Source organism: Natronocella acetinitrilica, assembly GCF_024170285.1.
Lineage (GTDB): Bacteria > Pseudomonadota > Gammaproteobacteria > Nitrococcales > Aquisalimonadaceae > Natronocella > Natronocella acetinitrilica.
The window spans coordinates 110,561-124,084 of record NZ_JALJXV010000003.1 but is presented as its reverse complement, the minus strand read 5'-3'; the positions used below and the strand labels follow the sequence as shown (position 1 = coordinate 124,084).

Annotated in this window: 14 protein-coding genes; 1 reads left to right on the top strand and 13 read right to left on the bottom strand. The window is 66.2% G+C overall.

What is annotated here, in order from left to right:
- The first annotated feature begins 73 nt into the window (after nucleotides 1-73).
- Nucleotides 74-700, top strand: coding sequence for a hypothetical protein (locus J2T57_RS06505; protein ID WP_253476029.1), 627 nt, complete (start codon nucleotides 74-76; stop codon nucleotides 698-700).
- A gap of 33 nt (nucleotides 701-733) precedes the next feature.
- On the opposite strand, the gene J2T57_RS06500 is transcribed toward J2T57_RS06505, so the two are convergent.
- The 13 genes from J2T57_RS06500 to dnaE all read right to left on the bottom strand — a co-directional run bounded on the left by J2T57_RS06500 (nucleotide 734) and on the right by dnaE (nucleotide 13,469).
- The gene (locus J2T57_RS06500) at nucleotides 734-1,192 is read right to left on the bottom strand and encodes a hypothetical protein (protein ID WP_253476027.1); all 459 of its coding nucleotides are present in this window, start codon (nucleotides 1,190-1,192) and stop codon (nucleotides 734-736) included.
- Nucleotides 1,193-1,283: 91 nt separating this feature from the next.
- Complete coding sequence (locus J2T57_RS06495; RefSeq protein WP_253476025.1) at nucleotides 1,284-2,450, bottom strand: type II secretion system F family protein; 1,167 nt, start codon at nucleotides 2,448-2,450, stop codon at nucleotides 1,284-1,286.
- A gap of 3 nt (nucleotides 2,451-2,453) precedes the next feature.
- Nucleotides 2,454-4,004: a GspE/PulE family protein gene (locus J2T57_RS06490; RefSeq protein WP_253476022.1), complete on the bottom strand. Its 1,551-nt coding sequence runs from the start codon at nucleotides 4,002-4,004 to the stop codon at nucleotides 2,454-2,456.
- Between the two features lie 7 nt (nucleotides 4,005-4,011).
- Nucleotides 4,012-4,479 carry a hypothetical protein gene (locus J2T57_RS06485; RefSeq protein ID WP_253476019.1) on the bottom strand — a complete coding sequence of 156 codons (468 nt, stop codon included), beginning with the start codon at nucleotides 4,477-4,479 and terminating at the stop codon, nucleotides 4,012-4,014.
- A 9-nt stretch (nucleotides 4,480-4,488) separates the two neighbouring features.
- Nucleotides 4,489-4,686 carry a hypothetical protein gene (locus tag J2T57_RS06480; RefSeq protein ID WP_253476017.1) on the bottom strand — a complete coding sequence of 66 codons (198 nt, stop codon included), beginning with the start codon at nucleotides 4,684-4,686 and terminating at the stop codon, nucleotides 4,489-4,491.
- Between the two features lie 111 nt (nucleotides 4,687-4,797).
- The gene (locus J2T57_RS06475) at nucleotides 4,798-5,298 is read right to left on the bottom strand and encodes a hypothetical protein (RefSeq protein ID WP_253476014.1); all 501 of its coding nucleotides are present in this window, start codon (nucleotides 5,296-5,298) and stop codon (nucleotides 4,798-4,800) included.
- Nucleotides 5,299-5,533: 235 nt separating this feature from the next.
- Nucleotides 5,534-5,896 carry a hypothetical protein gene (locus J2T57_RS06470; protein WP_253476011.1) on the bottom strand — a complete coding sequence of 121 codons (363 nt, stop codon included), beginning with the start codon at nucleotides 5,894-5,896 and terminating at the stop codon, nucleotides 5,534-5,536.
- Nucleotides 5,897-5,932: 36 nt separating this feature from the next.
- Complete coding sequence (locus J2T57_RS06465; RefSeq protein WP_253476009.1) at nucleotides 5,933-7,135, bottom strand: hypothetical protein; 1,203 nt, start codon at nucleotides 7,133-7,135, stop codon at nucleotides 5,933-5,935.
- Complete coding sequence (locus tag J2T57_RS06460) at nucleotides 7,122-8,546, bottom strand: type II secretion system protein GspD (protein ID WP_253476006.1); 1,425 nt, start codon at nucleotides 8,544-8,546, stop codon at nucleotides 7,122-7,124. Before J2T57_RS06460 ends, J2T57_RS06465 begins: the two co-directional genes overlap by 14 nt.
- Complete coding sequence (locus tag J2T57_RS06455) at nucleotides 8,512-8,964, bottom strand: hypothetical protein (protein ID WP_253476004.1); 453 nt, start codon at nucleotides 8,962-8,964, stop codon at nucleotides 8,512-8,514. The genes J2T57_RS06460 and J2T57_RS06455 overlap by 35 nt, the downstream gene beginning before the upstream one ends.
- Complete coding sequence (locus J2T57_RS06450; RefSeq protein WP_253476001.1) at nucleotides 8,961-9,497, bottom strand: FlhC family transcriptional regulator; 537 nt, start codon at nucleotides 9,495-9,497, stop codon at nucleotides 8,961-8,963. The genes J2T57_RS06455 and J2T57_RS06450 overlap by 4 nt, the downstream gene beginning before the upstream one ends.
- On the bottom strand, nucleotides 9,487-9,774 hold the full coding sequence (locus tag J2T57_RS06445) for a flagellar transcriptional regulator FlhD (RefSeq protein ID WP_253475998.1): 288 nt from the start codon (nucleotides 9,772-9,774) through the stop codon (nucleotides 9,487-9,489). The genes J2T57_RS06450 and J2T57_RS06445 overlap by 11 nt, the downstream gene beginning before the upstream one ends.
- Before the next feature lie 74 nt (nucleotides 9,775-9,848).
- Entirely contained in the window at nucleotides 9,849-13,469 is a 3,621-nt protein-coding gene (gene dnaE / locus J2T57_RS06440; protein ID WP_253475995.1) for a DNA polymerase III subunit alpha, read from the bottom strand.
- Nucleotides 13,470-13,524 lie beyond the last annotated feature (55 nt).

Genomic DNA, 13,524 nt, shown 5'->3' with positions numbered 1-13,524 from the left:
TCAAAACAATAACCGAGGTTGTCTTTATTTTCAAGTTAATTTATTCTTTTATTGTCAACCCAGGAGGAGTCCGATGGCTCAGGTTCTACGCGGCCAGTATCTTCAGGCCTTTGAGTCGCTGCGCGCCCACCGAGATCCGGGCAGTGCGGCGGCGCGGCGGGGCGAGGCGTACAATCGCGCGCTCCGCGCTCACCTGCTGGACTGCCAGGTGCGCAGGCAGCCGCTCGCGATGGCGGCCCTCGAGGCCTACTGTGTGGAGCTTGTCGAGGCGGTCGAGCGCGCCGAGCGGCTGGGGCCGGAGGGGGAGGAGCGGCTCTCGCCGCCGCGTCTTTATGCCGCGCTCGAGATGGCGCAGTACAACCCCGAGGTGCACGCGCGGGCGCCCGGGGAGGGTTCTGACTTCGTGCTGCGGATGCTGATTCCCGACGCCGAGCTCTCCCGCGCCGAGATCACGTGTCTTGCCGCGGCCCTCTCCGCGAGCCATGAAGCGGCCTACCAGGCGCTTAGCCTGGTTGCGATCCGCCTTCGCATGAGTCGCGCGCCGCGCGCCGAGCGCATTGCACGCCTTGAGGCGCTCGCCCTGCGTGAGGCGAGCAGGGCGCTCTCGCGTGCGCTGGCCGATCAGGGCCTCGCGCAGGCGCCGGCACCGAAGACGCGCCGCCAGCGCCTGCGCGACTGGTGGCTCATCTCCGGCGTCTAGCAAGCCCCGGTGCCCCGGGGTGAGGCGCTTTGTCTAGTCGTCGCTCTCTTCGCCGCCGGCATCACCCACGGCGTAGCAGCCCTTGTCGGGGTTGGTGATGGTCACCTCGCCGTCGAGATAGGAGCGGGTCTCGCCAACCTCACCGACGTAGACGAAGTTGTGGCCGTTGTAGAGGGCGTTGACCAGGCGGCAGCCGCGCTCGTCTTGTACCGACAGCGTCACGGAATTCTCGCCGAAGGCCCAGTCGCCCGGCGGGATGTCGGAGAGGTAGCCCGCGGTCACCAGGTCTCCGATCTGCGCTGGCATGCGCCCTGCGCGATCGGTGCGGTAGAAGTTGATCGCGCCGATGATCTGCTCGGAGTTATTGATGGCGCCGGCGGCGTCGGCGCGTGCGCGCTGATTCTCGACCTGGCTGCCGACGTAGTAGATGGACGCGATGGCAAGCGCTGCCACCAGCGCGATGCTGATGATGGAGAGGACGAGATTGAACACGGTTGCGACTCCTTTCTTGTTGTTGTCTTGACGTCGCGGCGCCTTTCACCACGACTATATATTTTTCATTTAATTAAATCAACCTGGTTGCCTAGAGCATGCCCTCCATCACCTGCATCATGGGCAGGATGATGAGTGCGAAGATGATGACCCCGGCGATGGTCATGGAGAGCATGGCCACCGACTGGAGCATGGGCCCGAGGGCCTCGACGCGGATGCGGTAGAGCTCCTTGTACTGCACGCCGATGTTCGAGAGCGAGTTGGCGATCTGCGCCTTGTCCATGCTCGATGAGAGTGCGGCGCGGTCTGTCGGGTGGAGGCTTCGAAGCGAGTTCGACCACTCCCGCCCGGCGGCAATGGCGTCGGCTGCCTTCTCCATGTCCGCGCGCAGGGCGCCCTTGCGCATGGTGCCGGCGGTGAGCAGGATCGCATCGCGCAGGCGCACGCCGGTGCCAATCAGCATCGAGAGCCCGTAGAAGGCGATGTAGTTGTAGCGGGCGAGCACCAGGTCCTTGAAGTAGGGAATGCGCAGGATGACCGCATCGGCGCCGCGGGGGAAGAGCACCCGGCCGACGGTTGAGAGCAGCCCCAGGGCGGCCATAAGCGCGAGTACGCCGATGATGAGATAGGAGATCGCATAGGAGAGATCCACGGCCCAGTCGACGTTCACGCTCGAGGAGTAGGCGCGCATCATGGGGTTGTCCATGACCTTGGGGTAGCCGTAGAAGACGGTGCCGACAATCGCCACCATGGAGAGCAGCATCACCGCGATCGACTTGATCATGGTGGCGTTGCCGCCCTTTCGGATTGCGATCATCTCGCGCTCGAACTCGGCGGCGTCGCGAAGCGCGCGCCAGGTGTCGCCGGACTTCGAGCCGGCGGCGATCATCGCCACCACGTTCGGCGGGAAGTGCGGCTGGCCGACCTCCTCGATCGCCCGTGGCAGATCGGCGCCTGACTCGACCTTGATCAGGAGCTGGTGGGCGACACGCTTGATGCCGCCGGAGAAGGTGTTGCGCATGAGCTTGAGCGACTCGCCCTCGCCGAGCTTCGAGGCGAGCATCTGCGAGAGGCGGGTCATCATGATCTGGCGCTCGGGGAAACTGAGTCCGCCGATCTGTATGCTGAAGGTCTTCTTGACCGACAGCACCTGGCCCTGGCGCGAGGCCTTGCGCTCGGCGTCCTGGGCGTCGACCGCGTCGACCTCGATGACCTGGGTGCCCTGGCGGCCGTGAATGCGTGCCTTGTAGTGAGCCATGGATCAGCACTCCTCCTGGTTGTCGCCTGGCTGCCCGGGGCGAGCCGCATCGGGCGCGGTGGTGGCCTCGCCCTCGCCGGCCTCGAGGATCGCCTCGGCCTCGCCTGCGAAGACGCGCACCAGCTCCTTCTTGTTGGTCACACCCTCGCGGTACTTGCCAACGGCGTCCTCGACCACCCGCGGCCACCAGCGCTCGCCATTGATCATGCGCTCGACCTGTTCCTCGTCGTGGAAGTAGGCACACTCGGAGACGATGGTCCGCCCGCCGTAGCCGGAATCAAGGCAGCGCTTGCAGCCGGCGCCGCCGCAGTGGCGGCAGGTGGTGCGAAGGAGCTTTTGCACCAGCACCGAGCGCAGCAGGTAGCGGAGCTCGTTTGCCTCCACACCGATGTCGCGCAGCCGCCCGACGGCGTTGTGGATGGAGCTCGTGTGCAGGGTAGCGAGCACCATGTGGCCGGTCTCCGCGGCCTTGATCATGTTGCGCGCGGTGTCGGCATCACGCACCTCGCCGAGCACGATGACGTCGGGGTCGGCACGCATGAATGCCTTGACGGCGGAGGCGAAGTCAAGCCCCACGCCGGGGTTGATGTTGACCTGTGCGACGTAGGGTACGCGGTACTCGACCGGATCCTCCACCGAGTAGATCGAGCGCCCGAAGCGGTCCATCTCGCGGATCGAGGCGTTGAGCGAGGTGGTCTTGCCCGAGCCGGTCGGCCCGCAGATCAGGCAGAGCCCGTCGGCGCGGGTAAAGCCGCGGCGCCACTCGGCGATATTGGTGATGCCGAGGTTATCAAGGCGGGGGTTCACCGCGTCGGGGTCGAGCAGCCGGATGATGATCTCCTCGCCGTCGACCACCGGCACGGTGGCAACGCGCATGTCGACCATCTTGCGCTTGTACTCGATCTGAAAGCCCCCGTCCTGGGGGCGGCGGCGCTCGGAGAGATCCATGTGTGAGCGATCCTTGATGCGCGCCGAGAGCGTGTGGTACTCATCAAGATTGCCCTCATGGACAATGCGGCGCACGCCAAGATGGCGGAAGAGGATCGAGTAGGAGCGATCGCGCGGGTTGATGTGGATGTCGGAGACCCCGCCGGTCAGCGCCATGCGCACGATGCGGTCAAGCAGCGACTCCTCGTCGCCCTCGCGCACCCGATCGAGGTCGGCCAGGTACTGATCGAGCTTGCTCGAGACGAGCGGCACGAAGTGCAGGGGGCGTGAGTCGAACTCGCCAAGCACCTCGCGCACCACGGCCTCCGGCGAGAGCGTTGCGATGTAGAGATCGTCCTCGGTCTCGGCGACCACCATGGTGCGCGTGTCGATCAGCGCGTGATTGGGGATGGTGGAGACAAAGACCTGCTCATCGACGATCTGGTCCGGGCTTCGTGCGAGCACGGCCTGGACGTAGTCCTGCTGGCGGATAAAGCCGTTTCGAATGAGGATGCTGCCGAGATCCTCGCGGGTCACCTCCTGCTCGGCGCGGGCGGCGGCGAGCACGTCCTCTGAGACCATGCCGCTCTCGGTAAGGAAGTTCTCAAGCGCTGTTGCGTTTCTCATGCTGTATCTACTCGCTGTAGCCGGTCAGCCAGACGGTGACGGCGAGTGCCGTCTGGCCGTTGGAGCCGGGTGCGGGGAGTGACGCGGTGCGCTCCCCGCAGCTGTCGTTGAGGATGAAGGAGCCGGGCGACTGGCGGCGCTCGAGGATGACGAGCGCGCGCACGATCGGCTCGGACGCCGTGCCGCTCGCGCAGCTGTAGTAGCCGCCATGCGCGCTGCCAAAGCCCCAGGTGAGTCCCTGCGGCGTTGGCGGCAGGAAGGTGTACTCGGGGATGAAGTCGGCGTGGGCGGCCGGCGCGAAGCCGGTGGCATCGACATAGTCGCTGAACCCGTCGCGAAGGCGCATCACGCCAGGCTCCATGCGGTCGGCCCATTTTGATGCGTAGCCCGCACCCGGGTTCAGGTAGCTGATCGTCGAGAGCATCAGCGCGGCCGAGAGCGAGATCGAGACGAGGACGAGGAAGAGCTGGCCCATGGCGGCGCGCTACCGGGCGCCAAGGCGGCGGCGGATCAGCGCCTCAACCCCATTGGCAGGGCGCATGTAGGCAAGCCCCAGGCCTGCGACACCGAGCGCGAAGGCAAGCGCGCTGCCGCTTGCCATGCCGTAGATGATGACGGCGGCTGCCAGGACGTAGTCGAGCACGTGCAGGGCACGGCGGATGCGATCGATGCGGGTGATCATGGCGGCACTCCGTAGCTTGTTATTATTATGTCGTTTATTTTATACGAAAACCCTGAAAAGACAAGCCGGGGCATGCGCCCCGGCCTGTAGGTCCTTCAGCTTCGGCCTGTCTTAGCGCACGTAGTAGAAGGTGTGCTCAGCGGCATCTTCGCTCCCACCAGGTGCGGACTCGAAGCAGCCGAAGGTGCCACCCTGGCTGGTGGTTGGCAGGTCTGCGACAACGCTGTCGCCGTCTTCACGACCGGCTTCCTTTTCCATCTCGAGGCAGACTTCGGCGTTGTTGCCGACCACGACGAAGTTGGAAACTTCCGCGCCACCAACGGTCAGGTCAGCCACGGCCCATCCGGAATCGGCGTTCACGCTGCCGGGCACGGCCGGGGGGGCAGACAGGTAGCCAGCGGTAACCACTTGGCTGATCTCGCGCTTCACGCCGCCGTTGTCCTGGGCGTCCATGATGGTGGCGCCGTTCAGCTGCTGGCCCTGGTTGATCAGGGTGGCAGCGGTGGCCTTGGCGGAACCACGGGACAGCGCGTCGCCGCCGTAGTAGATGGAGGCGAGGGCCAGGGCTGCCACGAGGGCGATGGAAATCACGGTGATGATCAGGTTAAACATGGTCGCATTTCTCCTTATTGTTTTATGCGATTGGTGTCGTTGATCGACAGGTTTAGTCTAGGGCCCTGGGGCCTTCCCCTCAACATTAAATAAACATCAATTTTGTCTTTATTCCGCCTGGCGTGTCTTTTTCATGGCGTTCGGCACTGATTTTTGCCTGCGCCTGACAGGCTGGTGCCCCAAAAAAGTGCGAGCCAGGGAGGCCCTGGCTCGCAGACAGTGCACAGCCCTGCGCCTAGTTTGCGCGGCGGAGCACCAGGTTCAGCTGATGCTCGCCACAGCCCTCGCCGGCGCAGAAGCCCTCAAGCGCGTAGTCGGTGCAGGCAAGGATGACAGCGGAGGCCTGCGCATACTGTCGCTCAGGCGCAGCCAGGCGGCGCTGTGCAATCTCCACCTCGGCACCCCGTCGCAGCACCTCAAAGCCAAGCGCGCTTGCCGCACGTGCGCAGGCCGCAGCCGTATCCGGCGAGGAAAGCCGGCCCTCGACCACCCCGATTGCCTGCTCGTGGGTCTGCGCCACCAGGTAGCCGGTTGCCCCCAGGCAGGCGGTTGCGGCAAGCAGCATCAGTAGTGCCGCCAGTAGATTCGTACCCTTCATGATCGTTGTTCTCCCAGAGTCCGTGCCGGCGGGGCCCTACGCCCCGCCCGCCTCGTGATAGCGCACCGTGAAGACCGTCTCCCCCTGGCGCTGGATACATTGCAGCGTGCGGTTGGCAGCCACCCGCTCACCAATGCGCGCCGCCCCGCCCTCGATGGCAAGCGCCTGGCAGAGCGCGCGCTCGGTGATCGGCAGAAGAAGTGCGCCATCCTCGCCGAGCGTCCACTGCCCGCCACTCGCCACAACGCTGCGGGGCACGCCCGGCAGTGCCGCGATCGCCCGGGCGCTGACAAGCTCACGCAGGTCGGCACCGGCGCTGAGCGCCTCCCCACCCTCACTCTCATGACGCTGGATGGCCCGGGTCAGCGCCCGTGCGCCACCGAGGATCTGCGAGCGGGCAACGCGCAGGTGCGCCGGGAGCATCTCCTCGGGCTCGGCATTGCCATCGCCGCGATCCCCGGTGCCGGCTGACTGCGTCTCGGCGCGCGCCTGTGTCCGGCTGCCAGGGCGCGACTCGCGCACGCCCGGTGCATCGACCACCCCGGCAGTGACCGCCTCATCAAGGGCCGAGCGCACCTCATCGCCGACAGTCTCAAGGACTTCGGCAATCACCGCCTCCTCGGGCTGCACGTAGACAGGCTGCTCCCAGCGCCCGCCCCGGAAGCGATGCTCCTCGACGAAGTAGCCTTCGCGCATCGCCGGGAAGCGCTCGATCGGCAGCTGCGTCACCTTCTGCGCCGTGCCGTCCACCACCTGGTGCTGCTCCGCGTTGCCAAGCAGCACGAACGCGCCGAGCGTTGCGCCGAAGGCGATGATGCTGACACTGAGCAGCGCGGCGGCGAAGTTGATGAGCCCGACGTGAAGATTCTGGTAGGGCTTCAGGCGCGGCCCCGGCTTGATCGGCATGCACTCCGCCGCCTGCCCCTCCGGGAGCAGCAGCGCCTGGTAGCCGGAACGGGTCTTTTGCACCCGCAGCACCCGGGTGCCGGTCACCACGTGCACTTCCTCGGCGAGCTCAAGGTGCTTCAGGATCCCGGGCAGCAGCGCGCGCTGCGCACCGCCCTCGTGGATCTCGTAGGCGCAGCCGCCGGGGTAGCGCGTCACCCGGTAGGCCGCGCGGCTGATCGAGTAGCCATGGCGGCGGATAAAGCCGCGGGCAAAGCTCTCGGCATCCTTCGGCGCGACACCCGGCAGGAAGTCGACGACGATGCGAACGGGGGTCTTCTCAGTCGAATTCATACTGTCTCACCGTGGGTCGCACGACAATGAAAAGGGCCCGCCGCTCGACGCGGTCGGCACGATGGCCAAGCGGCAGGCGCTCAAGCCCGCCGAGTGTGTTGCGGTTGTCGCTCACCTGGTCATAGGCGATGCCGCCCACCACGACCGTCTCCCCGGCACGGATCTGGGCGATGTCGTTGAACGACTGCTCCTGGATATTCGGCTGGGTGAGCGTGCCGATCTGGTTGCCGGCCTGGAGCTCGACGAAGGCGAGGATGGAGTTCAGCTCCATGTCCATGTCGATGGTGACAAGGCCCGTCTCCGCGTCGTAGATCGGCGTCATCTCAATGGTGAGCCCCTCGCGCGCGGTCTTCGTCGAGGCGCTGCCAAGGCTCGTGTTCTCATTGGAGGTCACACCGACGTTATCGACATAGGGCACCTCGTTGCCGCTACGGATGCGAACCGGAGAGCCGGAGAGCGTCTTCAGCACAAGATTCTGTGTCGTCTGCGCATTGCCATAGGTGCTAAGCGTCGAGAGCAGTCCGTTCAGGCTGAACTCGCCGCCGCGCACCAGGAGCTCAATGCCGCTGCCGGAGAGCTTGGCGCCGAGCGTGCTCGCCGCAGCCCCCGCGGACTCGGCGGTGGTGTTGGCAGCCAGTGCGAGGATCTCACCGGTGCCGTCCCCGATCTCCGCCCCCGGGGTGTTGCCGCCGTTGCCACCGTTGCCACCACCGAAGTTGACCGGACCACCGCGGGTATAGCTCGCACCCATCGCACTCCAGTCAAAGCCCCGTCGGGTCTCGCGGTTTAGCTGCACGGAGACCACCGCCACCTGCAGGCTCACGGTGGCAGCGTTGCCGGCCACGCGCTTGAGGTAGTCGAGCACCATCGCCTCATCGCCCTTGTTGACCTGGAAGGCCACGGTGCCAGAGCCCCGGGAGGTGACGATGTTATGGGCGCCAAGCGAGGCGAGCTCGGATGCGACCGCGCTCATGATCTCCGCCTCCTGGGGTACTTTCACCACGTAGCGCGAGCGCTCCTCGATCGAGAGAATCCCGTCGCGCCAGGTGAAGGCGATATCAAGCGAGCTCGAGATCGCATCAAGGAGCTTGCCCACCGAGCCCGCGTAGTGCGGGACCCACACGCCGCGATCGGCGAGCGCGTTGTCGTTGACCATGGTGGGGATCCCCATCAGGCCAAGCGAGTAGGTGAAGTCGGCCAGCGTCGAGCCGCGATTGAGCGAGAGCTCGATGTACTGCTCGGCAAAGCGCCGCGGCAGCGCCTCGGGCGCGGTGACGACCAGCGGCGTGCCGAGCCGCTCGCTCACCAGCGCCGGGGTCAGTGCCCAGTCATCGATCGCGCCGGCGACGGCTTCCTCGCCGGCGCCATCCGGAAAGCTACTCGGCAGGGTCGCGCAGCCAGTTGCGAACAAGGCGCAGGCAGCGACTAGCGACAAACTGCTCCGCAGCCTCCACGAGGTAGCAGGCTTTCGGCTGAAAATGGAAGACATCGACTAGCTCCTGGTTGATTGTTGTTGTTCCAATGAAGCGCGCGGCGGCAAGCACCCGCGCATGCTGCTCGGCCGTGAGTGCATCGGGCAGACGCGGCTCATCAAAAGCCTCCTCGTCGTCCGCGTCGATCGCCGGCGGCTCATCGAGGATCTCGAGGTCGCGCTCAATCGGCTTGGGCTCGACCACCACCGGTGCCGGTCGCTCGAAGGGGTTGCCGCGCGCCTCCGCGCTGCCGACGGCCAGTGTCGCGGCAAGCGCGAGCGCCAGGCCGAGCGCCAGGCGCGGGGCCGGGCCTGTTGTTGTCGTTGTCACGTTACCCACCTCTCTCTCCATGGTCATGCGCTCGCCGCCTGCGGCAGCCTCGCGTTCGCTGTCTGGTGCTCGCCGCCCTCGCCGCGGCAAAACGGGCACTCCGCGCCGTAGACACGGGGCTCTCCGGTGCTGATCACGCGCGCCGCGCAAGCCTCGCAGCTGCCAAGCATCACGCCACCGCGCGAAAGCCCCTCGAGCAGGGCCGCGGCGCGATTGATATCAATGACAGACCCCGGGTGCAGCGCGCGATAGCTCCGGTAGGCGGCGAGCAGCCGCTCGCCCGGGATGAGCGCAGTCCTCGCGGCATCGATGAAAAGCGCGAGATGGCTTGCCTGGGCGCGACGGCGGTGGGACTCAAAGAACCACTCGAGCGACTGCGGTGTTCGCCCGCGCGGCGGGCCGGCCGCTCCGGTCACCTCGCGGTAGACCTGGATGGCAAGGCGCCGCGGCAACCCGAGTAGATCGGCGGCCACCGCCGAGCGCGCACCCATGCGACAGAGCTCGGCACAAAGACCGATCCGCCGCGAACGCTCCACCAGGCCCTCATGCTCAGGCGTCATGCAGCGCCCCCTTGCGCGGATAGGCGATCAGGGCGGAGCGCCGCGGTCTTGCCGCGCGCACCCGCCCAAGGAGTTGCGCGTCGAGGCGAAGCGCGAACACCGGCACCGCGCTCTGCGCGATCTCGGCGATCATCTCCCGGCTCATCTCGGCCACCACGCCCACCATCTCCTCGGCAAGGCCAAGCCGCCAGGGCGCCTCATCGGGGAGGCGCTGGCAGATCTCGCGGGCGATCATCAGAAAGTCGCGATTGAGCGATACGATATCGGCATCGGCCATCTTGTTGTTATTATCCGGCAGAGTTCCTGTTGGCTATTAATATACAGAAAATTAATAGCCAATGGAATAGTGCGCTAGACGCCGAGCGCTGCTGCCGCCTCGTCGAGCAACCGGCTGATCCGCGCGTGGCGATCGGCGCGGGTTCGCTCGCCCTCGGCAGCGGCCTCCTCGCGGCTCGCCGCGGCGGCGGCCTTTGGTGCCGGCCGCTCGGGGGCCTCAGTGCCGTAGTCGAGGGTGACGGCATCCGTGCCGAGGAGATCGCGCAGGTCGCGCAGCAGCGGCTCGGAGATGGCGGTGTTGTAGTCATCGCCGAGCATGAGGCGCAGCGCCCCATCGGCGCGGTGGTAGTTCACCTCGATCGGCGAGTTGCCCCGCTCATGGGCGAGCAGCAATCCCTTCAGGTCCTGGAGCACGCCCGGGCCGATCGTCCTGCTGTCGATCTCAAGGGTCAGGCGGCAGTTCAGCTGCTCGCGCAGGCCATTGATGTCGAGCAGGCGGCTTGCCGAGATCTCCATCGCCTCGCGGCGGCGGTTGTAGCGCAGTGCCCCGTCGACGACAACAATCGCATCCTGGGCGATCAGGTGCCCATACTCGGCAAAGGTATTCTGGAAGACGCTCACCTCGGTGCGCGCGCTGCCATCATCGAGGGTGATCACCGCGCGCTTGCCGCCCTTGGCGTTCAGCACCCGCAGATCGGTGATGATGCCGGCGACCTTCACCGGGCGGGACTGGCGCGAGGCGGCGGCGTCGCCATCGAGGCTTCGGCCCAGGCACTCGGCGATGCTGCCGGTGATGATCTGCGAGAGTTCGGCGCGGTGGCTGTCGATGGGGTGTCCGCTCAGGAAAACGCCAAGCGAGGCGCGCTCGCCTGCAAGACGCTCCTCGATGGTAAGCGGCGCGGCCTCGCGGTAGCGCACCACGCTTCCCGGTGGCGCGTCGCCGAAGAGATCCTGGCTCGCCGGGGCGCTTTTCGCCTGCTTTCTCGCCGCCGCCTGGATCTCGGGATAGGAAGCAAGCAGCACCGAGCGCTCCTGGCCGAAGGCATCGAGCGCGCCGGCGCGAATCGCCGCCTCGAGCTCGCGTTTGTTCGGGTTGCAGCGCAGGCAGAAGTCGAAGAGATCCCGGTAGGGTCCGCCCCTCTCGCGCTCGCCGATGATCCGCGCCACCGCCTTCTCGCCGATCCCCTTCACCGCCTCAAGCCCGTAGAGAATGTCGGTGCCGTCGAGCGCCCGGAAATAGGCGCCGGAGCGGTTCACGCAGGGCGGGCGGATGGCAAGGCCCATGCCGCGGGTCTCGTCGAGAAAGCCCACCAGCTTCTCAATGTGCGCGACCTCCGAGGAGAGCACGGCGGCCATGTACTCGGCCGGGTAGTGTGCCTTGAGAAACGCGGTCTGGCAGGCTATCAGCGCATAGGCGGCGGAGTGCGACTTGTTGAAGCCGTAGGCCGCGAACTTCTCCATCAGCTCGAAGATCCGTGTGGCCGTGTCGCGCTCGATCCCATTGCCAACCGCGCCGTCGATGAACTTCGAGCGCTGCTTCTCCATCTCGGAGGCGATCTTCTTGCCCATCGCCTTTCGCAGGTTGTCGGCCTGGCCGAGGGTGTAGCCGGCGAGCGTCTGCGCGCACTGCATCACCTGCTCCTGGTAGACGAACACGCCGTAGGTGTTGGCGAGGATCGGCTCGAGCAGCGGGTGGGGGTAGGCGATCTCGGCAAGCCCCTTCTTGCGGTTGATGAAGTCATCGACCATGCCCGACTGGAGCGGGCCGGGGCGGAAGAGTGCCACCAGGGCGATGATGTCCTCGAACGTATCCGGCTGCAGGCGCTTGATGAGATTGCGCATGCCCTGGCTCTCGAGCTGGAAGACGGCGATGGTCTCCTGGCGCTTGAGGAGCGCGAAGGTCTCCGGGTCCTCCATGTCGATGGTGAGGATATCGAGCGCCGCCTCGCCGCTCGCCTTGCGGTTTGCGTTGATCGCATCGAGCGCCCACTTGATGATGGTGAGGTTGCGAAGCCCGAGGAAGTCGAACTTCACAAGCCCCGCAGTCTCGACATCGTCCTTGTCGAACTGCGAGAGGAGCCCGCTGCCGTCTGCATCACAGTAGAGCGGCGTGTGGTCGGTCAGCTCGCCGGGGGCGATCAGCACGCCACCGGCATGCTTGCCGACCTGGCGGGTCAGTCCCTCGAGCTTGCGGGCGTGATCGATCACCTCGCGGACGTCGCCATCGACCTCGTAGAGGTGGGCGAGCTCGGGCGCGGTCTCCATCGCCCGCTCGAGCGAGATGCCAAGCTCATCGGGAATGAGCTTCGCGACACGGTCGCCGAACATGTAGGGGTGGCCAAGCGAGCGGGCCACGTCGCGCACCACCATGCGTGCCGCCATGGTGCCAAAGGTGATGATCTGGCTGACCGCCTTCTGGCCGTACTTCTCGGCGACGTAGCGAATCACCCGATCGCGGCCCTCCATGCAGAAGTCGACGTCGAAATCGGGCATCGAGATCCGCTCGGGGTTGAGAAACCGCTCGAAGAGCAGATCGTAGCGCAGCGGATCAAGGTCGGTGATATTGAGCGAGTAGGCGACCAGCGAGCCCGCGCCGGAGCCACGCCCAGGGCCGACCGGCACGCCGTTGTCCTTCGCCCACTGGATGAAGTCGGCGACGATCAGGAAGTAGCCCGGGAAGCCCATGTCGTTGATGACGCCAAGCTCATAGGCGAGGCGCTCGTCATAGGCCTTGCGGGTCTCATGGAAGTCAGCAGCGTTGCGCTCATAGAGGAGATCAAGCCGCGCCTCCAGGCCCTGGCGCGCGCTCTCGGCGAGAAAGCCTGCCTCGTCCATGCCGGCGGGCACGGGGAACTGCGGCAGGTAGTTGGCGCCGAACTCGATATCAAGCGAGCAGCGCTCGGCGATCGCGAGCGTGTTGGCAATCGCCTCGGGGACGTCGCTGAAGAGCTCCGCCATCTCCCGGGGCGTCTTGAGCGACTGGTGCGGCGTGCTTCGCGCCGTCTCCTCGACCTGCAAGCGGGCGACCGGCGTGCCGGCGGCGATCGACTCACGCACCTCGTGGGTGGCGTAGTCGCCGGGGTCGAGGAAGCGCACCGCGTTGGTCGCCACCACCGGCAGCTCGCAGGCATAGGCAAGCTCAAGTGCGCCCTGGTTGTAGCGCTCGTCCTTGGGGTGGCCGGTGCGCTGGAGCTCGATGTAGAAGCGCCCCGGGAAGCGCAGCGCGAAGGCGCGGGCAAGCTCGGCGGCGAGTGCCGTTTCGCCGCCAAGAAGCGCCCGGCCAATCTGCCCGCGCCGCCCGCCGGAGAGCGCGATCAGCCCCGCCCCGTGGGTGTCGAGCCACTCCTCGTTGTAGAGCGGCAGCGCGTCATCGCTCGCCCGACCCTCGGTGTACCCCTGGGAGATGAGCCGCGTGAGGTTGCGGTAGCCCTGCATGTTCTGGCAGAGCAGCGTCAGCATGCCGTTGCCGCTCGCACCGGTGAGATCGATCTCGGCGCCGACAATCGGCTTCACTCCGGCCTTGATCGCCTGCCTGTAGAAGCGCACCATGGCGAAGAGGTTGGCGGCGTCGGTCATGGCCACCGCGGCCATGCCCCGCTCGCGCACCGCCTCAAGGAGCGCGGGAATGCGCACCAGCGAATCTGACAGGGAATACTCGGTATGCACCCCGAGGTGCACGAACTGACTGGCTGGCATCGACTCACCCTCTGCTCTGATTTCATTATTATACTATTTTTTCACGCCAAAACCC